This window comes from Lentzea sp. CA-135723, from assembly GCF_050936595.1.
GTDB lineage: Bacteria > Actinomycetota > Actinomycetes > Mycobacteriales > Pseudonocardiaceae > Lentzea.
In genome coordinates, this window is sequence record NZ_JBNJMK010000001.1 from 2,654,932 (window position 1) to 2,676,108 (window position 21,177).

At 69.4% G+C, this 21,177-nt stretch carries 26 protein-coding genes; 13 read left to right on the plus strand and 13 right to left on the minus strand.

Annotation, left to right across the window (positions count from 1 at the left end; translation table 11 throughout):
- Positions 1 to 23: 23 nt before the first annotated feature.
- Both ACQEU1_RS11105 and sigK read right to left on the minus strand, forming a co-directional pair.
- Complete coding sequence (locus ACQEU1_RS11105; protein ID WP_433199026.1) at positions 24 to 755, minus strand: anti-sigma factor; 732 nt, start codon at positions 753 to 755, stop codon at positions 24 to 26.
- A complete protein-coding gene (gene sigK, locus ACQEU1_RS11110; RefSeq protein ID WP_433199028.1) occupies positions 752 to 1,357 on the minus strand; it encodes an ECF RNA polymerase sigma factor SigK in 606 nt (201 codons plus the stop codon). The genes ACQEU1_RS11105 and sigK overlap by 4 nt, the downstream gene beginning before the upstream one ends.
- A 436-nt stretch (positions 1,358 to 1,793) precedes the next feature.
- On the opposite strand from sigK, the gene ACQEU1_RS11115 reads away from it, so the two are divergent.
- From ACQEU1_RS11115 to ACQEU1_RS11125, 3 genes are all read left to right on the plus strand, one after another.
- Positions 1,794 to 1,991 carry a hypothetical protein gene (locus ACQEU1_RS11115; protein ID WP_433199030.1) on the plus strand — a complete coding sequence of 66 codons (198 nt, stop codon included), beginning with the start codon at positions 1,794 to 1,796 and terminating at the stop codon, positions 1,989 to 1,991.
- Positions 1,992 to 2,134: 143 nt separating this feature from the next.
- A complete protein-coding gene (locus ACQEU1_RS11120) occupies positions 2,135 to 3,130 on the plus strand; it encodes an ABC transporter substrate-binding protein (RefSeq protein ID WP_433199032.1) in 996 nt (331 codons plus the stop codon).
- A gap of 166 nt (positions 3,131 to 3,296) precedes the next feature.
- Positions 3,297 to 3,917, plus strand: a complete 621-nt coding sequence (locus ACQEU1_RS11125) for a TetR/AcrR family transcriptional regulator (protein WP_433199034.1) — start codon at positions 3,297 to 3,299, stop codon at positions 3,915 to 3,917.
- On the opposite strand, the gene ACQEU1_RS11130 is transcribed toward ACQEU1_RS11125, so the two are convergent.
- Positions 3,914 to 4,912 carry an IS481 family transposase gene (locus tag ACQEU1_RS11130; protein ID WP_433211431.1) on the minus strand — a complete coding sequence of 333 codons (999 nt, stop codon included), beginning with the start codon at positions 4,910 to 4,912 and terminating at the stop codon, positions 3,914 to 3,916. The two genes, ACQEU1_RS11125 and ACQEU1_RS11130, sit on opposite strands and share 4 nt — an antisense overlap.
- A 236-nt stretch (positions 4,913 to 5,148) precedes the next feature.
- Here ACQEU1_RS11130 and ACQEU1_RS11135 point away from each other — a divergent pair, with 236 nt between their 5' ends.
- Positions 5,149 to 5,571 (plus strand): VOC family protein, encoded by a 423-nt coding sequence (locus ACQEU1_RS11135; protein WP_433199036.1) that lies wholly within the window; start codon positions 5,149 to 5,151, stop codon positions 5,569 to 5,571.
- 2 nt (positions 5,572 to 5,573) lie between these two features.
- Complete coding sequence (locus ACQEU1_RS11140) at positions 5,574 to 6,797, plus strand: FAD-dependent oxidoreductase (RefSeq protein WP_433199038.1); 1,224 nt, start codon at positions 5,574 to 5,576, stop codon at positions 6,795 to 6,797.
- Between the two features lie 100 nt (positions 6,798 to 6,897).
- On the opposite strand, the gene ACQEU1_RS11145 is transcribed toward ACQEU1_RS11140, so the two are convergent.
- The gene (locus tag ACQEU1_RS11145) at positions 6,898 to 7,662 is read right to left on the minus strand and encodes an SDR family NAD(P)-dependent oxidoreductase (RefSeq protein WP_433199040.1); all 765 of its coding nucleotides are present in this window, start codon (positions 7,660 to 7,662) and stop codon (positions 6,898 to 6,900) included.
- Between the two features lie 86 nt (positions 7,663 to 7,748).
- Here ACQEU1_RS11145 and ACQEU1_RS11150 point away from each other — a divergent pair, with 86 nt between their 5' ends.
- Positions 7,749 to 8,606: a helix-turn-helix transcriptional regulator gene (locus ACQEU1_RS11150; RefSeq protein WP_433199042.1), complete on the plus strand. Its 858-nt coding sequence runs from the start codon at positions 7,749 to 7,751 to the stop codon at positions 8,604 to 8,606.
- Positions 8,607 to 8,700: 94 nt separating this feature from the next.
- Here ACQEU1_RS11150 and ACQEU1_RS11155 read toward each other — a convergent pair whose 3' ends face one another.
- Positions 8,701 to 9,981: an extracellular catalytic domain type 2 short-chain-length polyhydroxyalkanoate depolymerase gene (locus ACQEU1_RS11155; RefSeq protein WP_433199044.1), complete on the minus strand. Its 1,281-nt coding sequence runs from the start codon at positions 9,979 to 9,981 to the stop codon at positions 8,701 to 8,703.
- Between the two features lie 128 nt (positions 9,982 to 10,109).
- Between ACQEU1_RS11155 and ACQEU1_RS11160 the strand changes: the two genes are divergently transcribed.
- From ACQEU1_RS11160 to ACQEU1_RS11175, 4 genes are all read left to right on the plus strand, one after another.
- The gene (locus ACQEU1_RS11160; protein WP_433199046.1) at positions 10,110 to 10,817 is read left to right on the plus strand and encodes a PhzF family phenazine biosynthesis protein; all 708 of its coding nucleotides are present in this window, start codon (positions 10,110 to 10,112) and stop codon (positions 10,815 to 10,817) included.
- A gap of 69 nt (positions 10,818 to 10,886) precedes the next feature.
- Positions 10,887 to 12,344: a PP2C family protein-serine/threonine phosphatase gene (locus tag ACQEU1_RS11165; protein WP_433199048.1), complete on the plus strand. Its 1,458-nt coding sequence runs from the start codon at positions 10,887 to 10,889 to the stop codon at positions 12,342 to 12,344.
- Positions 12,344 to 13,357, plus strand: a complete 1,014-nt coding sequence (locus ACQEU1_RS11170; protein ID WP_433199050.1) for a cobalamin B12-binding domain-containing protein — start codon at positions 12,344 to 12,346, stop codon at positions 13,355 to 13,357. The genes ACQEU1_RS11165 and ACQEU1_RS11170 overlap by 1 nt, the downstream gene beginning before the upstream one ends.
- Positions 13,358 to 13,469: 112 nt before the next feature.
- Positions 13,470 to 14,237 (plus strand): MHYT domain-containing protein, encoded by a 768-nt coding sequence (locus ACQEU1_RS11175; RefSeq protein ID WP_433199052.1) that lies wholly within the window; start codon positions 13,470 to 13,472, stop codon positions 14,235 to 14,237.
- 3 nt (positions 14,238 to 14,240) lie between these two features.
- Here ACQEU1_RS11175 and ACQEU1_RS11180 read toward each other — a convergent pair whose 3' ends face one another.
- Genes ACQEU1_RS11180 through ACQEU1_RS11195 form a run of 4 tightly spaced genes read right to left on the minus strand, consistent with a single transcriptional unit; the run spans position 14,241 to position 16,072 of the window.
- A complete protein-coding gene (locus tag ACQEU1_RS11180) occupies positions 14,241 to 14,495 on the minus strand; it encodes a Smr/MutS family protein (protein WP_382445330.1) in 255 nt (84 codons plus the stop codon).
- A gap of 5 nt (positions 14,496 to 14,500) precedes the next feature.
- Positions 14,501 to 14,713, minus strand: coding sequence for a hypothetical protein (locus tag ACQEU1_RS11185; RefSeq protein WP_433199054.1), 213 nt, complete (start codon positions 14,711 to 14,713; stop codon positions 14,501 to 14,503).
- On the minus strand, positions 14,710 to 14,883 hold the full coding sequence (locus ACQEU1_RS11190; RefSeq protein ID WP_433199056.1) for a hypothetical protein: 174 nt from the start codon (positions 14,881 to 14,883) through the stop codon (positions 14,710 to 14,712). The genes ACQEU1_RS11185 and ACQEU1_RS11190 overlap by 4 nt, the downstream gene beginning before the upstream one ends.
- Positions 14,867 to 16,072, minus strand: coding sequence for an MFS transporter (locus ACQEU1_RS11195; protein ID WP_433199058.1), 1,206 nt, complete (start codon positions 16,070 to 16,072; stop codon positions 14,867 to 14,869). The genes ACQEU1_RS11190 and ACQEU1_RS11195 overlap by 17 nt, the downstream gene beginning before the upstream one ends.
- Positions 16,073 to 16,147: 75 nt before the next feature.
- Between ACQEU1_RS11195 and ACQEU1_RS11200 the strand changes: the two genes are divergently transcribed.
- The gene (locus ACQEU1_RS11200; protein WP_433199060.1) at positions 16,148 to 16,585 is read left to right on the plus strand and encodes a helix-turn-helix domain-containing protein; all 438 of its coding nucleotides are present in this window, start codon (positions 16,148 to 16,150) and stop codon (positions 16,583 to 16,585) included.
- Here the strand turns inward: ACQEU1_RS11200 and ACQEU1_RS11205 are convergent.
- Genes ACQEU1_RS11205 through ACQEU1_RS11215 form a run of 3 tightly spaced genes read right to left on the minus strand, consistent with a single transcriptional unit; the run spans position 16,579 to position 18,197 of the window.
- Positions 16,579 to 17,244: a DUF1345 domain-containing protein gene (locus ACQEU1_RS11205; RefSeq protein ID WP_433199062.1), complete on the minus strand. Its 666-nt coding sequence runs from the start codon at positions 17,242 to 17,244 to the stop codon at positions 16,579 to 16,581. The two genes, ACQEU1_RS11200 and ACQEU1_RS11205, sit on opposite strands and share 7 nt — an antisense overlap.
- Entirely contained in the window at positions 17,237 to 17,578 is a 342-nt protein-coding gene (locus ACQEU1_RS11210) for an STAS domain-containing protein (protein ID WP_433199064.1), read from the minus strand. The genes ACQEU1_RS11205 and ACQEU1_RS11210 overlap by 8 nt, the downstream gene beginning before the upstream one ends.
- A 1-nt stretch (position 17,579) precedes the next feature.
- Positions 17,580 to 18,197 carry a DsbA family oxidoreductase gene (locus ACQEU1_RS11215; RefSeq protein ID WP_433199066.1) on the minus strand — a complete coding sequence of 206 codons (618 nt, stop codon included), beginning with the start codon at positions 18,195 to 18,197 and terminating at the stop codon, positions 17,580 to 17,582.
- Between the two features lie 72 nt (positions 18,198 to 18,269).
- Here ACQEU1_RS11215 and ACQEU1_RS11220 point away from each other — a divergent pair, with 72 nt between their 5' ends.
- Both ACQEU1_RS11220 and ACQEU1_RS11225 read left to right on the plus strand, forming a co-directional pair.
- Positions 18,270 to 19,277: a GTP-binding protein gene (locus ACQEU1_RS11220; RefSeq protein WP_433199068.1), complete on the plus strand. Its 1,008-nt coding sequence runs from the start codon at positions 18,270 to 18,272 to the stop codon at positions 19,275 to 19,277.
- Positions 19,277 to 20,341, plus strand: a complete 1,065-nt coding sequence (locus tag ACQEU1_RS11225) for a GTP-binding protein (RefSeq protein ID WP_433199070.1) — start codon at positions 19,277 to 19,279, stop codon at positions 20,339 to 20,341. Before ACQEU1_RS11220 ends, ACQEU1_RS11225 begins: the two co-directional genes overlap by 1 nt.
- Here the strand turns inward: ACQEU1_RS11225 and ACQEU1_RS11230 are convergent.
- The gene (locus ACQEU1_RS11230) at positions 20,335 to 21,177 is read right to left on the minus strand and encodes a hypothetical protein (RefSeq protein ID WP_433199072.1); all 843 of its coding nucleotides are present in this window, start codon (positions 21,175 to 21,177) and stop codon (positions 20,335 to 20,337) included. The genes ACQEU1_RS11225 and ACQEU1_RS11230 overlap by 7 nt on opposite strands.

Here is a 21,177-nt window from a genome sequence, read left to right on the forward strand (position 1 = left end):
CCGGGGGTCGCGTCGTGTCCAGGTCAGACCATCGAGATCGCGAGCACCGGCGTCGTCGTCGGCGCGGACGAACCGCCGCTCGGTTCCACGGTGAGCGCGATCGCCTGAGCGTCGGCCACCCTCTCGGCCACCACAGGCTCGCCCCGCACCAACCCGGCCGAGCGCGGCCCACCGGACTCGACGACCCACAGCTGGTAGACGCGATCCGCCGGCAACGCCGGCAACCCGTCCGCGATGAACGCCGCCCTGCCTCGGCTCGGTGACATCACGACGGTGCCATGGCCGCCATCGGTTCCGTTGCCGCTCAACACCTTCACATCGGCGGCACCGAGCAGCTCCGACACCTGGCCGTAGCCGGCCGCCGACTGCCGCAACGCGTCGAGCTCGCTGCGGTCCCGCGCGCCCTGAACCCCGACCACGATCGCCACGAGCACACTGGCCGCCGCCGCGAGCACACTCCCGCGGACCAGCCACCGGTTCCGGGCAGGCACCACCGGCACAACCGGTACCGGCGCCTGCGGCGGCAGCTGGCGCGTGGCCGCCACCGCCGTCAGCACCTGATCCCGCAACCGCGGGGGTGGCGCGACGTCGGCGACCACACCGAGGAAACCAGCGGTCGCCTGCAACTCGGCGACTTCCTGACCACACGTCGAACAGTGCGGCAGGTGGGCTTCGAACTCCGCGCGTTCGACATCGGACAAGGCGTTCATCGCGTATACGCCCGTCAACACGTGCAGATCCGAAGACGTGTTCACACCGTCACCCCGAGGCAGTCCCTCAGCCGGATCAGCCCGTCCCGCATCCGGGTCTTCACCGTGCCCAGCGGCACGCCGAGCAAGCCGGCCACCTCCGGATAGCTGTGGCCCTGGTAGTAGGCCAGCACCACGGACTCCCGCTGCAGATCCGTCAGGAACTTCAGGCACCGCCGGACCTTGCGCTGCTCCAAGCGTTCGGTCACCTGCTCGACGACCTCGTCGAACGGCGTCGTCACACCCAGCACACCGATCCGTTCATCACGAACCGAAGCCGCCTGGGCGGACCTCACCCGATCCACCGCACGCCGGTGCGACATCGTCAGGATCCAGGTCATGGCCTTGCCCCGGTCGGGGTCGAACCGGCCGGCGGTCCGCCACACCTCCAGCATGACCTCCTGGAACACCTCCTCGGACTGCGCCTGATCCCGCACCACCCGGCGCACCAGCCCGAACACCGAACCCGACACCACGTCGTACAACTGCCCGAACGCCGCCTCATCACCACGGGCCACCCGCAGCAACAGGTCCTCGGCGCCCGCAGGCCCTTCGAAGTCCTCAGAACCACGCAGGACGGTCGACTGCGCCCGCTCTCGCTCCAGCATCGAGCTCCTCATCGTCACCTGCCCGGCTTCCATTCGGAGCCGACGCCTACTCGGATGGGTGAGGCGCGCGTCACGTCGATGCAGGCCACCAAGCGGCACCACACATCGCGGTTCAGAGGGCAGTGGTCGAGAACGGCCTACCACCCCGGCCTCTCGTTCACGGAATCGCTGACACCATCGAGTGAACCAATCGGCGCAGCGACACCCAGCAGGACCAATCCGCGGCGTGAACCTGTCTGAACACCGGACATGAGCTGAGGAGACGTCGCTCCCGACTTCACGCCGCCGGGTCAACCAGGGTGCTTCGGGGGACGGTCGAGCAGATGTCGTTCGTCCCGACGGCTCAGCCCGACAGCGCGACTTTGGCGCCGCTCGCGGACCTGTTGCTGCTGACGACCGTGGATCCCAGCCATTCATCAGCGGCCTCGGACTGCATGTGATCAACCCCAACGAGCTCGCCGACACCTGCTCGCGGCTGTTCGCCGACCGCGCCAACGCCGAGCTAGGCAATTTCGCCTCTTCTCAAAACGGCGCCGATTCCGGCTATCACAGCACTCTCCAGCCGGACAACAGATCTTCCGCTGGCCGGAAGTGCCAGTCATTGTTCACGGACAACAATTCCCTCCTTGACTGACGTGCAAAGATGCTCACGAAAACGTCGGATTAATCTCCGAACTCCGAGTCGGACAGGACGACGAATGGCGCAATTCGTTGCGTCATTCGAGCTGAAACACGCCTCGGATCGGGCATCTTTTCCACGTCACTTGGAGAATTGACATGATTCGCAGGCACCGAGTCACCCGCCTCCTGGCTGCCGCGTGCGCGCTCACGATGGCCGCCGGTTGCGCTTTGACCGGCGAGCAGCAGCCTCCCGCCTCAGCGCCGCCGCCTGTGGTCGAGAAAGCCAGGGTCAAGGTCGGTGTGCTGCCGGTCGTCGACGTCGCACCCCTGCACATCGCGATCAAGAACGGCTACTTCGAGAAAGAGGGTCTGGAAGTCGAGACGGTCACCGTCCAGGGCGGTGCCGCCGCCATTCCCAGCCTGATCCAGGGCGGCCTCGACATCACCTTCGGCAACTGGGTCTCGTTCATCGGCACGGAGTCCAAAGGGGACGCGAAAGCGGTCGGCGGCATCAAGCTGATCTCCGACGGCTACCAGGCGAAACCGGGAATGTTCCTGATCCTCGTCAAGGGCAACGGCTCGATCAAGACAATGCAGGACCTGATCGGCAAGAGGATCGCGATCAACACGCTCAACAACATTTCCGAGCTGACCACCAAAGCCGTCCTGGAAGCCCACAACATCGACCCGAAGCGGGTCACCCTCCTGGCCATGCCGATGCCCGACATGGAGGCGGCGATCGAACGCAACACGGTCGACGCCGGCTTCATGAGCGAGCCGTTCATCTCCAAGGCACAACGCAACTCCGGCCAGCTCGCCATCCTCGACGCCGCCTCGGGCCCCACCGACGGCATCCCGATCGCGGGCTACGGCACGACGGGCAACTTCGCCGCGCAGAACCCGAACACCGTCGCGGCGTTCCAGCGCGCCATGGCCAAGGGCCAGCGCGACGCCTCGGACCGCGCCACCGTCCAGGCCCTGCTGCCGGACTACGCGGGCGTGGACCGCGACACCGCGCGGCTGGTTCACCTCGGCGAGTTCCCGACGTCACTCGACCCCAAGCGGCTGCAGCGCGTAGCGACCCTCATGCAGACGTACGGGCTGCTGCAGGCAGACCTGGACGTCGCGCCGATGCTGGTGCGCAGCGAGTGACGTCAGGCGCCGCATTCGTTGTTCTGGCGGTTCGCCAGCTTCGTGCAACGTGACTGGTGGCTGCCCACCTCGCGGATCCTGATCACCGATGTGGTCGACGCCGCGACTGGACGAGGTCCTCGCTCGGGCCCGATGGTGCTGAGCCGCATGGGGTAACTTCAGGCGCGTGAACGACTCTGCGCCGCGGCGGTCGTACCAGTCGCCCTTGCGCGAGGAACGTGCCGCCGAGACCCGCACCCGCATCGTCGCCGCCGCCCGCGAGCTGTTCGCGCGCGAGGGGTTCGCCGCCACGACGGTCGCGATGATCGCCCAGCACGCGAAGGTCGCGAAGCCCACCGTGTACGCGACGTTCGGGACGAAGGCCGCGATCATCGGCGCGATGATCGGGGAGGTCGGCGCGCAGGCCGATCGGGAGACCTGGTGGCGGCAGATCCAGGCCGAGGCCGACCCGCGGGCCAAGCTGGGGCTGTACGCGACGTTCATGCGCCGGCTCTACGTGGCGGGGCGGGACGTGTTCACGGCGGCGATCAACGCCGCCGGTGACCCGTCCGTCGTGGAGCTGCAGGAGCAGGGTGAGCGCGACTCGCGGGAGTCGCTCGGGCCGATCGTCGCGGCGATCGACGCGGCCGGGGCGTTGCGCGAGGGGCTGAGCAGGGAGAACGCCGTCGAGCGGGCCTGGATGCTGAGCGCGCTGGAGCTGTACTTCCGGGCGACGCGGCTCGGGTGGTCCGACGACGAGTACGAGCGCTGGCTCGCGGAGAGCCTGGTCCAGCAGCTCCTCGGCTAGCTGTAGTGCCCTGAGAGGTTAGGAACGCGGCTGGCGGGTGGCTTGCCTGCGAGTGCGGTGTGACCGCGGTGGTGATTGTAGAGATGCAACCACCGCGGGAGCGCTTCGCGGCGTTCGTTCTCGGTGCGGTAGGGGCGGGCGTAGGCCCACTCGTCGAGCAGGGTGCGGTTGAAGCGTTCGACTTTGCCGTTGGTCTGAGGCCGGCGTGGTCGTGTGCGTTTGTGGGTGATCCCGGCTGTGGTCAGAGCGTCGTGCCAGAGCCGGGATCGGTAGCAGGATCCGTTGTCGGTAAGAACTCGACGAACGGTGATCCCGTTGGTGTGAAAGAAAGTCTGCGCGCGTGACCAGAACGCGATGGCGGTTTCCTTGGTCTCGTCGGTGAGGATCTCGGTGTAGGCGAGGCGGCTGTGGTCGTCGACGGCGTTGTGCAGGTAGCTGTAGCCGAGGTTGGCGCGGCTGCTGTTCCTGCGTGGCCGGGCGGGATCGCGGTGGGCGGAGCTGTTGCGTGTGCCGATGGTCCGGCCGTGGACTTTGTGGCCGCCGCCGTCGGGGATGTTGCCCAGTTTCTTGATGTCGACGTGCACGAGATCGCCAGGGGCGGCGTGCTCGTAGCGGCGGATGGGCTGGCCGGTGGCCCGGTCCAGGTGCCGCAGCCGGGCCAGTTGGTAGCGGCGCAGGACCCGGTGCACGGTCGACGGGTTCAGGTCGAGCAGGTAGGCGATGCGGGCGGGTCCCCACCGCCGGTCCAGTCTGACCTTGATGATCCGGCGTTCCTGGCGGGTGTGGGTGCGAGCAGGGCTGGAATGCGGGCGTGAGGATCGGTCGGCCATGCCCGCGAGGCCTTCGGCGCGGTAGCGGTCGGCCCAGCGTTTCGCGGTGCTGACCGAGACCTGGAACCGCTCTGCGGCTCGTCGAAGCGGCCATCCGTCATCGACGACACACCGGGCCAGGCGCAGCCGGCCCAGCTCGGTCAGCGGTGCGTTAGCGTGAGTAATCGAGGGCCTCCTGGGTAGCCGGTGCAGATGTCGCAATCCACACCGAACCCGGAGGCCCTCCCTCATTCCAAGATCATCCGATCACGTGTCGGACCGTTCGCAACGTCTCGGGTCAGTACAGCTAGTCGTTTTATTCCGCACGACCCCGGTGATCGTCCTCACCTCGGCAATATTCGATATACCTCGGTTTATTGATTACTCTGTGGTCAAGGTAACCGAACGAGGAGGGACACCTCATGACCGTCCAGCTCAACCACACGATCGTCCTGACCGACGACCGCCACGCGACCGCCGGCTTCATCACCGAGGTGCTGGGGCTCGAGCCCGCGCGCAGCTTCGCCGACGAGTTCTTCCTCGTCATCGACCTCGCCAACGACGTGCAGCTCGAGATCCTGCAGATCGGCTTCCCGTTCCAGCCGCAGCACTTCGCGTTCCTCGTCAGCGAGGAGGAGTTCGACCAGATCTTCGGCCGCATCCAGAGCAGGAACATCGAGTACTTCGCGGAGCACGGCGACCAGCGGCCCGGCGAGATCAACCACCTGGAGGGCGGCAGGGGCGTGTACTTCACCGTCCCCGGCGGCCACAGCTTCGAGATCCTCACCCGGCCCTACGGCGCCGACGCGGAAGCGCTCGCTCTCACCCAGAAGGGACGGATGTAGTCATGAAGGTCATCGTCATCGGGGCGGGCATCGGCGGTCTCACGCTCGCGCAAGCCCTGCGGCACAACGGAATCGACGTCGCGGTGCACGACCGCGACCCGCGCGCGGAGGCGACCGGCGGCTACCGGCTGCACATCGACGACATCGCGTCCGGCATCCTGCGGCGGCACCTGCCGGCCGAGCCCTACCAGGCGTTGCTCGCGAGCTCGCCGAGCCGGTCGGCGCAGCGCGGGATCTCGTTCTCCGACCACAAGCTCCGTGTGCTCGGCAACGTCCAGTTCCCGCTCGAAGAAGAGATGCTGCTCGTCGGCCGTGTGCCGCTTCGGGTGTTGCTGACGCACGGGCTGGACGACGCCATCACGTGGGGCAGCGAGTACGTGCGCCACGAGACACACGACGACGGCACGGTCACCGCGTACTTCAAGGACGGCACGGTCGACCACGGCGACCTGCTCGTCGGCGCGGACGGCTCGACGTCGAAGGTGGCCGCGCAACTCGCGGGCAGGCCGACGTCGGAACCCGTCGGCATCGGCGGCATCGCCGGACGCACGCCGCTCACGCCCGAGCTCCGCGCGATGCTGCCGGAGGCGTTGGAGACCGGGTCGGTGCTGGCGGTCGGGCCGGACGGCACCGGCGCGTTCATCACCCTGTTCGACGCCGCGGCGGGCTCAGCTGCCGACCCGAGGCTGTCGCGGTTCGACGAGCCGTCCGCCGTCTACTGGGGCGTGAACGTGCCGCTCGACCGGCTGCCGAACGCCCGCGAGACCGGCGTCGAGGCCGCCGTGCAGACGGCCGTCGACCTGCTCAGGACGTGGGCTCCCGCGCTGAGAACCGTTGTCTCCCAAGCAGATCTGAGCACCGTCGGCACGTTCCGCTACCACGCCGCCGACCCGGAGGCGCACCTCACGCCTTGGTCGTCGGGCACGGTCACGGCGCTCGGTGACGCCGTGCACGCCATGCCGCCCACCGGGGGCAGGGCCGCCGCGACCGCGATCCGCGACGCCGACCTGCTCGCCACCCACCTCGCGGACGCGGCCAAGGGACTCACCACGATCCCGCTCGCCGTGCACGAGTACGAACGCGGCCTCGCCACCTACGCGGCCGAGGCCGTGCGCGTGTCGATGATCCCGATCGTGTGGCAGAAGCGGCTGCGCAACCCGTTGTTCGGCCTGGTGGCACGGGCGGGCCTGGCGATCGCGGCGCCGATCACCAACGCCCTGCGGTGATCACGGGTCGGCCCCGTAGCCGATCCCGCGGAGGACGAACGGCTGACCGGCCTCCGGCCAGTCAGTGACGCCCGCACTCCGCATTCGCATTCAGGCGCGGTTACGCACCCGCGCCGCCGTCGACAGGCACGATCGCGCCGTTCACCATCGACGCCCGGTCGCTCAGCAGCCACGCCGCCACCTCGGCGACCTCGCGCGGCTGTGCCATCCGGCCGGCCGGGCTCGACGAGGTGATCATCGCGACGACGCCGGGGGTCGCGGCCTCCCACTGGTCGATCATCGCCGTCTCGGTGCCGCCCGGCGTGATGCCGTTGACCCGGATGCCCTCGCCGCCCCACGTGACGGCGGCGGACTCGGTGAGGCTGTTCAGCGCTCGCTTCATGGCGCCGTAGGCGGGGAGAACCGGGTTCGCGCGGCGGCTGCCGATGCTGGACGTGTTCACGATCGCGCCTCCTCCGTTGCGGCGCATGAGAGCGGCCTCGGCGGTCATCGCGGTCCAGTGGCCGCGGAAGTTCACCGCGAACTGCTCGTCGATCTCGTCGTCGCTGGTGGTGTCGAGCGGGCCGGGCTGCTGGACGACGGCGCCGTTGTTGAAGGCGCCGTCTAGACGTCCGTGCAGCTCCGCGACCTGGTCCAGCGCCGCGCGCACACTTGCCCGGTCGCCCAGGTCCATGGTGATCGCGTCCGCCGTGCCGCCGTCGGCCCGGATCTCGGTGACGACCTGGGTCAGCGCGTCGGTGCTCCGGGCCGCCAGCACGACCAAAGCGCCTTCCTGAGCGAAGAGCCTGGCCGCCGCCTCGCCGATGCCCCTGCTGGCGCCGGTGACCAGCACGACCTTGCCGGGAAGAAGTCCAGAAGTGTTCATGGAGACCAGCGTCGGGCCGACGAGGAACCGGAGGCAGGCACAGGCTGTACCAGGCTGAGCACACCACGGCCGCGCATACTCGGGGTATGGACAAGCAGCAGCTCGGAGCCTTCCTGCGCAGCCGCCGCGAACGGCTCAAGCCGCAGGACGTCGGGCTGACGGCCGGTCCGCGCCGGCGCACGGCAGGGCTCAGGCGCGAGGAGGTGGCCGTCCTGGCGCACATCTCCACCGAGTACTACGTGCGCCTCGAACAGGGGCGGGCGCCGCGGCCGTCGGCGGAGGTGCTGGCCGGGATCTCCAGCGCGCTCAAGCTCACCGACGCCGAGTCCGACCACCTGCACGTGCTCGCGGGCACGGCGCCCAGCCGCGTCGCGCACCACCGCCGCGACGTCCGGCCGAGCGTTCTGGCTTTGCTGGAACGGCTTCCGCAGACCGCGGGCTTCGTCACGTCCGCCATCTTCGAGGTGCTGGCGTGCAACGACCTCGCGGCCGCGTTGATGGAGGACTTCCGCGAACTGCCGCCCCGGCAACGCAATCTCGCGCGTCGCGCGTTCCTCGGGCCGCCGTCGCTGTACGGGGTCTCGGACGTCACGGAGTTCCGCCACCACGTCGTGATGGAGCTGCGGGCCACGCTCGCGCGGTATCCGCACGACCCCGAGGTTTCCGGGCTGGTCGAGGAGCTCAAGGCCAGCGAGGACTTCGCGCGGTTGTGGGAACGGCACGACGTGCGCGGCGAGACCATGCTCACCAAGACGTTCCGGCACCCGCTCGTCGGCGAGATCACCGTCGACTGCGACTCGCTCGCGCTGACTGACGCCGACCAGCACCTGGTCCTCTACAGCGCACCGCCCGGATCGCGCGACGCCGAGGCGCTCGCGTTGCTGAGCGTGGTGGGAACACAGGGTTTCGACACCACCGAGCGGCGACCGGGCACACTTCGGTGATCGCGGGTTCACGGGACCGTCGGTCCTGGCGACGCCGGGCTCGCTGCTGCGCGCGTTGCGCGTGAACAGGCGGGCCCGGCGCGGCTGACGGACCTCAGCACCTCACCCAGTAGTTCGGCGCGGTCTGCCGGAGCGTGCTGTTCGTGTAGATGTTCCACAGCCCCAGGGCCTGGTTCGACCCGAGCGCGTAGGTCTGGCCCAGCGTCACATACGCCCGCCCGGCAACGGTGTGCGCGTAGTTGCTGGCCGTCACGCACCCCGAAGGCGGGTTCGTGGTGGTGGTGGTTGTCGTTGTAGTGATGGTGGTTGTCGTTGTAGTGGTGGTGGTTGTCGTTGTAGTGGTGGTCGTCGGCGGCGGGCCGCCGTTGCTCAACGCCTTGACCATGTTCACCACGGCCGTCATCTGCGGCCCGGACTTGAGCGCGTAGCTGGACGACTGGTAGCCCCACCAGTCCCAGCACCCGCGCGGGTTCGCGGTGGACGTGGTCGCCTGCGGGTAGAGCACGATCATGCCGTTGGTGTCGGCGTACTCGTTGAGGTAAGCCTTGTCCATCAACGCGTTGCCGATCTGACCGAACGTCTGCTGACAGCCGTGCAGGGTGACCATCAGCTTGCACGGACCGGTCTCGCACGCCTTGGGCACGTACGCGAAACCTTCCCGCCCCATGGTGATCGCCGACGCGGAACCGCCCGGCGCGTAGGTGTTCTGGTCGAACTGCACGAGCTTGCCGGACAACGTCGGCGCGGCGGCGTTCACCGAGCCGAACAGCTGCCCCAGCATCTCGCGCACGACGTCGGCCGAGCACTTGTTGACGTACGGCGAAGCCGTTGTGCCGCAGGCGTTCGGGCCGATCGGGCTGATCCACGCGTGCCCGGCCGCGGTGGTGTTGTTGTAGACGACGCGGGAGCCGAAGTCGCGGTAGTAGGTGGCCAGGTCGTTGTTCACGGCGGCGTCGACGGTGTCGTCCGCGGTGCCGTGGAACAGCCACACCGGGTCGCCCGACAGGTTCTGCGGCGGGTCGACCGTGCCCGCCGCCGCCCGGTCGCGGGTCAGCTGTTCGAGCTGGGCAGGGGTCCTGCGGGCTTGGAACGTGTCCATGCACGCGAGCAGCGCGGTGTTCACGTTGTTCTGCGCGCAGTCGTAGGCGCCGGCGGAGAAGATCCCGGCGCCCTGGAAGACGCTGGAGTAGGCGACGTGGAGCTGGTTCGCCATGTAGCCACCGGACGAGATCCCGCTGACGTAGGTGCCGGTGATGTCGTACTTGGTGAGCGTCCCGGCCTGGGGTGGCGGGACCGCCGCGAGCGAGATCGACAGGGTTGCCGCGGTCAGGCCGATGGCTCCGGCCAGGACTGCGAGCGCGTTCCTCAATCGCATGTGTTCGCCTCCGTCATTGCAGGCAGGACCTGCAGATTAAGAGCCGGTAACTGGTCCCCACCACGTGTGCGCAAGCCATCTCGTGACGAGGTCAGGCGTGGACCGCCACCATTGACTAGCTTGGCGGGATGCTGAGGTTCAGCCAGGTCGACGTGTTCACCGACGAGCTCACGAAGGGCAACGCGCTCGCGGTCGTGCACGACGCGGAGGGCCTGTCCACAGAGGAGATGGCGGCGTTCGCGAACTGGACGAACCTCGCCGAGACCACCTTCCTGCTGCCGCCGCGGGACCCCGCCGCCGACTACCGGGTGCGGATCTTCACGACCAGCCGCGAGCTGGCGTTCGCCGCGCCGCCGCTCCTCCGCACCGGCCCCGTGGAGAACCTCCCAGCTCTGGCCGCCGGGCTCGCGATCCCGCCGGACGAGATCGTCGAGGCGCGCTGGGCCGACAACGGGCCGGGATGGGTCGCGGTGCTGCTGCGTTCCGCCGACGCCGTCCTGGCGCTGCGCCCGGACTACACCCGGTTCGGTGAATTCACCGGCATCGGCGTCGTCGGCCCGCACGAGGACGGCGGGGACGCGGCGTTCGAGGTGCGGGCGTTCGTCGACGAGGACGGCAGGTTCGGCGAGGACCCGGTGACGGGCAGCCTCAACGCCTCGATCGCGCAGTGGCTGATCCCGGCGGAAATCGCGCGACGCCAGTACGTCGCCGCCCAGGGCACGGTGCTCGGCAGGCGGGGGCGCGTCCACCTGTCGCAGGCGGACGGGCAGATCTGGGTGGGCGGCGACACTGTGGTGGGGATCACCGGAAAAGTGGCCCTGCAACCGGTCCGTTGAGGACTGCTACCCGCTCCCGACCAGCTTCAAACGTTGTTCTTGATCGGGTTCGGATGAAACACTCTGGTCGTGGTCACGGTCTCCGACTGGCTGCGTTCTCCGTGCCCCGCGCTCGTGGTCGACACCGCAGGTGCCGTGCACAGCATGAACGACGCAGCCACGTCCCTGCTCCAGAACGAGGTCTTGCCGTCCGAGTGGCGGCACGGCGAGTCGGTGCACGTCGCGGACCGCAGCTACGCGGCGCACCGGGTCGACAACGAGGACGGCTCGGTCACCTGGTGGCTGCTCGACCAGACCGACCTGCTGCTCGAACGCGACCGGGCCGCGCTGCTGACGAAGATGTCCAGCGCCCTGATGACCTCGTTGAACCCCGAGCGCTGCATGACCGTCGTGGCCGAGCTGGCCGCCGCGCACCTCGCGGACGAGGCCCTGGTCATCGCGCCGCAGTCGAGCTCGGGCCACCCCGTCACGCGCTGCCGTCGCGGCGAGGCTCCGACGTACGAGCTGCGGGAGGTCGACGTCGAGGAGGTCGTCGGGCTCAGCGAGGCGTTGCGCGGCTTCCCGCCAGTGCCGTCGCGGTGGATCGACCCGGCCGCGGCCCCGGAGTGGCTCGCGCGGGACGGGATGTCGATCGTCGTGACGCCGCTGCCCGGTCACGGCGTGCCGGCCGGAGCGTTGATCCTCATCCGGCGGGACAAGGCGTTCAGCGACGACGAGGAGGCGTTCGCGCGGCTGTTCGCGTCCAGGGCGGGCGTCGCGATCTCGGCGGCGAGCCTGTTCACCCAGCAGGCCGCCATCACCGAACGGCTGACCCGCGACCTGCTGCCGCCGGTGCTGCGCCGCTACGCGCACGTCGACCTGGCCGGGCGCTACCGGGCCGCCGCGGACACCGAACGCGTCGGCGGCGACTTCTACGACGTGCACGAACTGCCGGACGACCGGCTGTTCGTGGTGCTCGGCGACGTCTGCGGCAAGGGCCTCGACGCGGCGGCGCAGACCGGCAAGGTCCGCACGGCCGTGCACGCGCTGCTCCAGGTCGTGACGGATCACGAGCAGATGCTCGCCGCCCTGAACCAGGCGCTGCTGACGACCGACGAGTCCCGGTTCATCACCACGGTCGTGGGCACGGTCAGTCCCGTGGACGCAGGTCTGCACGTGCGACTGACGTCGGGCGGGCACCTGCCGCCGTTGATCGTGCGGTCCGACGGCACGGTGGAGGCGGCCGCGACCAGGGGCACGCTCGTGGGCATCCTGCCGCGGATCGTGACGGCGACGGACGAGGTCGTGCTCGCGCCTGGCGACTCGTGCCTGCTCTACACCGACGGCATCACCGAGGCGCACGGCGGCCCGCTGGGTGACGAGGAGTTCGGCGAGGAACGCCTGCGCCGCGCCCTCACCGCGTGCGGCGGGATGCCGGCCGAGGCGCTGGTCGAACACGTCCACATGCTCGCCGCGCAGTGGGTCGGCGGCGGTGAGCACGACGACATGGCGGTCCTGGCGATCACCGCGCCGCGCAGGAGGTCCTAGTGGAGTCCGTCGATCTGCTCTGGGAAGCGGCCCTCGAGGGTGACGAGCACCGCGCGACCGACGTGGTGCTGGCCGCCGCGCAGGAGCACGGTCACGAGGTCGTGCTGCTCGACGTGATCGGCGGCGTGCAGCACCGGGTCGGCAGCGAGTGGGCGGCGAACCGGATCAGCGTCGCGCAGGAGCACGCCATCACCGCGATCAACGACCGCGCGGTCACCGCGTTGTCGATCACCCGCCCGCGTCGCGCACCGGTGCACGGCCGCGTCACGGTGGCGTGCGTGGACGGCGAGTGGCACGCCCTGCCCGCGCGCCTGCTGGCGGAAGTGCTGGCGCTGCGCGGGTTCGCCGTCGACTACCTCGGCGCCCAGGTGCCGGCCCCGCACCTCATCACGTACCTGCACCGCACCGGCCCGGACGTGGTGGCGCTGTCGAGCTCGATCGCGACCCGTCTGCCGACCGCGCACGCCACGATGACGGCGTGCCAGGCGGCGGGCGTGCCGGTGATGGTCGGCGGCGCGGCCTTCGGGGCCGACGGCGCGCACGCCCGGCGGTTCGGCGCGAACGCGTGGGCGGCCGACGCCCGCTCGGCCGCGGACATGCTGCTGTCCCAGGAGCTGCCGGCGCCGGGCCGCCCGCACCAGCCGGTGGACGACCTCCCCCACCTCGCCGACCAGGAGTACACCCTCGTCACCCGCGGCGCCCGCGACCTCGTGCGGTCGGTCTACCGCGGGCTGGAGGAGCGGGTGCCCGCGATGCGGTCCTACAGCGACGAACAGCGCCAGCACACCGCGCAGGACCTGGCGCACATCGTGGAGTTCCTCGGTACCGCGCTGTACGTGGACGATGACTCCCTGTTCGGTGCGTTCCTCTCCTGGACCGGTGAAGTGCTCGACGCCCGAGGCGTGCCGAACCGCGTTCTCGAGCCCACATTGGACCTTCTGGGCGTAGAGCTTCGCGACTTCCCGCGAGCACAGCGAATGCTCCGTTCGCGCATTCACGCAGACGCACAGTAGTCCTGTGTAGACGGACGCGCCGAGTGCCCACTCGATCGCACTTCGTGTTAGTGGAATCCTTTAATGCCAACGGACTTGTGCCCCATAGATCGGAAATGTTTTCATCTCGCCCATGGAGATGGGCACATACACGCCGCTGGCCGCCTACGCGGTCGCCGTTCTCGGTTCCATCCTCGGGTTGCTGTCCACGGAGCGTGCCCGTCACGCCACGCGCACGACCCGCAACTGGTGGATCGGCGTGGCCGCGGTGTCGATCGGCGGCCTGGGCATCTGGGGCATGCACTTCACCGCCATGCTCGGCACCTGGATGGGCGCCAACGTCTCCTACGACATCCCGATCACGTTGCTCAGCATGGTCGTCGCCATCCTCGTGGTGGCCGCGGGCCTGTTCCTCGTCCGCCGCTACGGCATCGACGGCGACACCCGCTTCTGGCCGCTGGCCGCCGGCGGCCTCGTCACAGGCCTGGGCGTGGCCGCGATGCACTACACCGGCATGGCCGCGATCGTGATCAACGCCGACGTCTCCTACAACGCGGGCCTGGTGGTGCTCTCCGTCGTCATCGCCGTCGTGGCCTCGACAGTGGCGCTCTGGTTCACCCGCAAGGTGAGCGGCTTCGCGGCCGTCGTCGGCGCCGCCCTGGTCATGGGCGTGGCCGTCACCGGCATGCACTACACCGGCATGTACGCGATGACGATGGCGCACGACCACAGCGCGTCCGTCGTCGTCGGCAACTCCGAGGAGCTGATCACGTCGCTGATCATCGGCGGCGCCGGCGTGAGCGTGCTCATCATCTTCCTGCTGGCCCTCACCTCCGCGGACGAGGACCGCGAGGAGGCCGAGCTGCTCGACCGCGTGATGCGCCGCACCAGCCAGGGCTGAGCCTCACCGCAGGTGCACCAGCACCATCCCGTCGTTGCCGGGCGCGACCTCGACCCGCTTGTAGAGCTTCTTCACGTGCGGCTGCTTGAGCATCGCCAGCACGCGGGTGCGCAACGTGCCGGAACCCTTGCCCGTGATGATCTCGACGACCGGCACCTTCTGCCCGGCCGCGCGGAACAACGCCGTGCGGACCGCCTGGGCGATGTCCTGGTCGCTGCGGAAGATCGGGTGCAGGTCCACGGTCAGCTTGTCGGTCACACGGGTCAGTCTGCCGCAGTGGCCTCGAAGACGCGGTGGATCAGCAGGGGCGCGCCGTCGGTGTGGGAGTTGATGGTCACCCTGCGGCCGTCGGTCAGCGTGATCCGGCAGCCGACGTCGCCGCCGAAAGCCTTGGCGAGGAACGTGTTCTTGCCGATGTCGGTCACGTCGGCGACGTCCGTCCACGGCACGACGGTGGTGCGGCCACCGCCGGTCATGATGCCGACGATGAAAAAGGGTCGCCGGCCCGGCCTGGGTCGAGGACCAGGATCGAGAACGCGCCGAGCGCCAGCACCGGTGTGCCGACCACGATCGCCAGGACACCTCTGATCGCTCGGCGGCGGTTGTTCGCGTCGTACCGTTCGAGTTCCTCACCCAGGTCTGCCACGGGCGAGGACGGTAGGTTCGGGCGCGCGGGACCGGTCCCAGGGCGCGAGGGCGGCCAGGGATCCTGCCGTGATCACCAGGCAGGCCACCAGAGCCGCCATCGAGAGCGAAAACGCTTGCGCCAGCACGGGTCCGGCGACCGAACCGAGCAGTGTCGCCAAAGCTTCGGCGGACAGGAACACCGCGCTGATCCGGCCGAGGGCCTCGTTGGGGACCGCCCGCTGGAGTGCCGTCTGAGGTGTCACCAGAGTCATGGACCCGAACGTGCCGATCGCCACGGCCGCCGGCAGTGCCACCGCGAGCGAGGTCGAGGCGAAGAGGGCGTAGAGCGACACAGCGGTCGCCAGTTGCGTTGCGGCCAGGAGGAAACGCGGCCGGACGCGATCGACCAACCGCCGGATCGCCACCGCGCCCAGGAGAAAGCCGACGCCCAACGCCGACAGCACCAGGCCCATCTGTTCGGTGCCACCGAGTCGCTGGATTCCCAACGGCACGAGAAGCGCGCTCAACGACGCGTTGGCCGCCAGGAAAACAGCGGTCAACGGCAGGAGCGCTCGCGCGATCGGCAATCCGCGCAACACCTTCCAGCCACCGGCGAGGTCCGGGGTGGACTGACGGGCCGGACTCGGACGACGGGTCGTGCACGCAATCGCGAGGGCCGAGAGGAGATAACTCGTCACGTCGATCCAGATGAGCGTCTGGAAGCTCGTCAACGTCAGGATCGCCGCCCCGAGCGGTGGGGCGACCAGGCGGACGGTGCCGTCGGTGAAGGCGTTCAGCGAGTTGGCGCTGCTGAGTCCGGGGCCGGTGCCGACGACGGCCGGGACGTGGGCCTGGGCGGCCGGGCGGAACAGCACGGCACCGGCGCTCTCGGCGACCAGGGCCGCGTAGATGAGGCGGTGGTCGGTCGTCGCCGCGAGCATCAGGGTGACGGCGGCGGCGCGGAGCAGATCCGCGGCGATCATGACGCGTCTGCGGTCCCAGCGGTCGGTCAGCACGCCCGCGACCGGGCCCAGCAGCAACGGCGGCAAGTGTTCGAAGGCCAGCGTGAGGCCGGTCGCGAGCAGCGAGCCGGTCAGCGCGTGGACGTGCGCCGGGATGGCGATGACCAGCAGCCACGAGCCCAGCGCGCTGATCGTCCGCCCGGCCCAGAGCAGCCGGAAGTCTCGATCGCGCAGTGCTTCCAGCACGACACCACCCCCAGGTAGAGTCCCGTCAGAATAAGAACTTCGCCTGAAGTGTTCTGTCAAGATAGGAGCGCAAGAGTGCCGAACGAGCCCATCGGGCCGCGGTTGCGCGCGCTGAGGCAGGCTTCCGGCCGGACCGTCGCCTCGGTCGCGGCCGACGCCGGGCTGTCCGTGCCCTACATCGCGAACCTGGAGAACGGCCGGGGCAACCCGACCACCGGCGCGTTGGACCGGCTGGCCACGGCACTCGGCACGGAGCTGTCGATCGGGTTCACGTCAGGCGCGACGGCGACCGACGTGCCACCGGGCGTGGTGAAGCTGAGCCGGAGCCGGCGGTTCAGGACCACCGTGACCGCGCTCACCGAGAAGTCGGGTCAGCAGGAGCAGGAGGTGGCGGCACGGCTGGTCAGCGCGTGCGTCCTGATCGGTCAGGCGCTGGGGCGGGAGGCCGGCGAGCACGACTGGTGGCGGGTGCTCGACGCGGTCCTGCTCATGGCCGAGCACCCGGCTCACTGACTGCTGATGCTCGCGACCAGGTTGATGGTCGTGGCCAGCACGCCGGTGCCGAACAGGTACGACAGCAGCGAGTGCTTCAACGCCGTGCGGCGCATCTCGCGGCCGGACAGGCTCGTGTCGGACACCTGGAACGTCATGCCGATGCTGAACGCCACGTACGCGAAGTCGCCGTAGTCCGGCGGTTCGGCCTGGTTGAAGTCGATGCCGCCGTCCGCGCCGTAGTAGTAGAGGCGCGCGTATCGCAGCGTGAAGATCGTGTGCACGACCATCCACGACAACACGACGGACAACACGCCAAGGCCGACGCGCAGCAGTTCGGAGCCACCGGTCGTGTGTGCCGCACGGGCCAGTACGAAGCCCACGGACACAAGGCTCGCCAACGCGGCCACGAGCAGCAGCACCTCGGCGACCCGGCGTGTGGGGTCGTTGCGCACGGCGTGCTGTGCGGTCTCCTCGGCGTCCATCGGCCAGATGACCAGCCACGCGCGTACGAGGTACACGAGCGTGGCGACGTCCCAGCCGACCAGCAACCCGAACTCGCCGTGCCCGGTGAACGTCACGGCGAGCCCGCTGACCACCCCCGCGGCGACCGCGACGATCACCTTCGTGCGGGCGAGCACGATCCCGTCCGGCAACGGCCGGGACGGCAGATCAGGCACGGAGCGCCGCGTCCAGATCGACGTAGAGGTCCAGCGTCTCGTTCAGCGTCGTCGCCTTCAGCGCCCGCAGCACGCTCCCCCGCGGCGACACCAGCCGCAGCGCCGTGCCGCGTTCCTCGCCGCGCTGGTGGTACTCCACGAGCACGGACAGCCCGACCGACGCGAAGAACTCGACGCCGCTGAGGTCGAGCACGATGGGAACACCCGCGCCGTACGCCTCAGAGAGCTTGTCCCGCAACAGTTCCGCGGTGTACGAGTCGACCTCGCCCTCGGCCCGCAGCAGCACCACGCCGGCGACCTTCTCCGACTCGACCGTCAACAGCGCGTCGTCCATCTCACGCCTCCCAAGCCTGCGTCAGCGCCCGCCCGAACAGCTCTACCGGCTGAGCACCGGCGACGGCAAGCCGCCCGTCGAGTGCCACGAACGGAACGCCGGACACGCCGAGTTCGCGCGCCCGCTGCTCGTCGGCGCGCACCGCCTCTGCGTACGCCGCCGGATCCTCCAGCACGGCCTTCACGTCGGCGCCCTCGAGCCCGGCCTCGACGACGATCTCCGTCAGCGACTCGGCGGTGAACAACGACCGCGCCTGCCCGAAGTTGGCCCGCAGCACGGCGTCGAGCACCTGCGGCTGCACGCCCTTCTCCTCCGCGAGGTGCAGCACCCGGTGCACGTCGAACGTGTTGCCGACCTCGCGGTCCAGCCGGTACTCCAGGCCCTCGTCGCGCGCGAGCCGCGCAACGGAGTCCTCCATCTCGGCGGCGCGCGGCCCGAACTTCGCGGCCAGCATGTCCTGCACGGACTCCACCCCCTCCCTGGAGGGGTCCAGCTCGAACGCGCGGTGCACCACCGTGACCTCGGCACGGTGCTCGAACGCGGCGAGCGCCTTCTCGAAGCGCGCCTTGCCGATGTAGCACCACGGACAGATGACGTCAGCCCAGAACTCGACCTGCATCGTTCGATCATGTCACGACCAGGGCCGCACGTCCGTTCAGAAACGACAATCATTGTCATGTAGGCTGCGGGCATGGCAGCACGGGTCGTATTGGTAGCCGGGTTCACCCACCACGACGTCGCGGACGAGCTCTGGCGGGCGTCGCCGGAGTCGTCGCTGGTCAGGCACGATCTGAGCAGCCTGGCCGAAGGCGTGGTGCGGCGGTGGAAGGACGGCGCGCTCACCGTGCTGGAGCTCGCGCACGGCTGCGTCTCGTGCACGTTGCGGCTCGACCTCGTGCCGTTGCTCGAAGGCATCGACGGCCGGGTGATCGTGCAGCTCGACCCGATGCTCGAACCGGAGGCCGTCTGCTTCGCGCTCGCGGAGACCGAGGTGGAGGTCGAGGCCGTGCTGACGGTGGTCGACACCGCGACCTGGCTCGACGACGCGACCGGCACCGACTCGCTGGCAGACAGGGGCCTGCGCGCGGCCGAAGGCGACGAGCGCACCGTCGCGCAGGTCGTGGTCGGGCAGGCGGAGTTCGCGGACGCGCTGGTGCTGACCGGGAAGGCGGACCCGGTGCTGACCGCCGTGCTCGACCGCCTCTCCCCCACCGCGCCGCGCAAGCTCGTCACCGAGGACGTTGCCGCATTGCTCGACGCGCTGCCGCCGAGCGCTCGCCGGGGTGAGATCGACGACGGGTTCGGCTCGTTGCTGTTCGGACGGCCGCCCATGGCACCGGCGCACGGCGTGTCCGTCGTCCACTTCACCGACCGGCGCCCGTTCCACCCGATGCGGCTGCACGACAGCATCGGCGTGCTGCTCGACGGCGTGGTGCGGGTGCGCGGCCGGGTGTGGGTGGCGAGCCAGCCCGGCGCGGCGCTGTGGATGGAGGCCGCGGGCGGCGGGCTGCGAGTCGGCAACCTCGGCCCGTGGGAGGGCGAACGCGACCAGGAGGTCGTCGTGATCACCAGGTCCGACCCGGCCGAGGTCACCGCCGCCCTGCGCGCCGCGCTCGTCACCGACGAGGAACTGGGCCTGATCACCGAGCTCGACTTCGCCGACCCGTTCACCGACTGGCACGAGGAGCTGGAACTCTGATGCGCACCCCCGTGACCGTGCTGTCCGGTTTCCTGGGCGCCGGCAAGACGACGCTGCTCAACCACGTCCTCGCGAACCGCGAGAACCGCAGGGTCGCGGTGATCGTGAACGACATGAGCGAGGTCAACATCGACGCGGCGCTCGTCGACCGGTCCACCGAACGGCTGGTCGAGCTGACCAACGGCTGCATCTGCTGCACGTTGCGCGAGGACCTGCTCGACAGCGTCGGCGACCTGGCCCGCTCCGGCCGGTTCGACACGATCCTCGTCGAGTCGACGGGCATCTCCGAGCCGATGCCGGTGGCGGCGACGTTCGACTGGACGTTCGAGGACGGCACGAGCCTCTCCGACCACGCGCGGCTCGACACCATGGTCACGCTCGTGGACGCGTCCGGGTTCCTGCGCGAGATGGCCGCGGGCGATGTCTCCGACCTGCTCGTGGACCAGGTGGAGTTCGCGAACGTGCTGGTGGTGAACAAGACCGACCTGGCTCAGGACCTCCCGAGGCTGGACGCCCTGCTGCGCCGGATGAACCCTTCGGCCCGCGTCTTGCACACCCGGCGCGGTGTCGTGGAGCTGTCTGACGTGCTCGACACCGGCCTCTACGACCCGATCACGGCCGCGCAGGCACCGGGCTGGGCCGCCGAGCTCGCGGGCGGGCACACGCCGGAGACCGAGGAGTACGGCATCCGGTCGGTCACCTACCGCGCGTCACGCCCGTTCCACCCGGCCCGGCTCGCCCACGCCCTGAGCGACTGGGAGGGTGTGTTGCGCAGCAAGGGTTTCTGCCACATCGCGTCCCGCCCGGACGTGCTCGCGGTGTGGTCGCAGGCCGGGCCGAACCTCGTGATCGAACCCGGTCAGCTGCTCTCCTCGCCGACCGCACGCCAGGAGCTGGTGTTCATCGGTGTGGACCTCGACGTGACCGAGCCCGCCCGGCGCCTGGACCCCGCGCTGCTCACCGACGCCGAGCTGGCGGCGGGACCCGAGGCGTGGCGGACGTTCGAGGACCCGTTGCCGGAGTGGGACTTCAGCGATCTGCACGACCACTCGCACACCTACTGATTCCTCGGAACGACCCGATGAACCGTAGAAAGCACAGCATCGATCGATTCCCCACCGGCTGTCGCTTCGACGACGAGCTGGAACTCGCAGTCACATCGCGCGGTCTCGAAACCCACGTGAAAAACCTCAGATTCACCTTTCAGCACTTTGTACGGAAATGACTTGCGCGGAGCACCCGTCGTGGGCAACTGCATCGAGACGGTCCCGTCCGCCTCGGCGCGCTCCGCGTGAACGGCTCGCGGACTTTCCACGTCGAGGTTCAGCACCAGGTCCCGGACCGGCATGTCCGTCCAGAACCGACACCCGCCCGGTGGAGGGTCGACGTCGCCGGCCGTCGACATCTTGCGCCGGGTCACGTCGGCCCTCAGCCCGGTCAGCACGATCTCGGTGTCACTCGGGTTCTGCACCACGATCTCGTACACGAGCCCCGGCGTGTACCCGATCGGCCCGCCCTCCTGGGTTCGCTGATCCACCCGCTTGCCCCCGCAACCGTTGACCAGCTTCTCTTTCGCCACCTGCAATTGCGGCGGCCGCGATCGCGCCGGTTCGTACTGCGGTTCCCGCCACTGAGGTGCGGGCGGCGGCGAAGACGGAAATGGCGAGGCCTGCGCGTGCGACACCGGCGGCAGGAGTTCCCGAGGCTGATCCACCGACGACGACCGCTGGGCCGGCGGACTCGACGGCGCCGGCACCACACCCGGCCAACTGAGAGCCACTCCCACGACGAACACGATCCCGGCGACGCGGTACCACCTCGAAGGCGTCTGCGGTCCTGAAGCCGGCTGACCGGGATTACCGACGTGCAGGTCGCCGTTCACATTCCCGATCTGGAACAT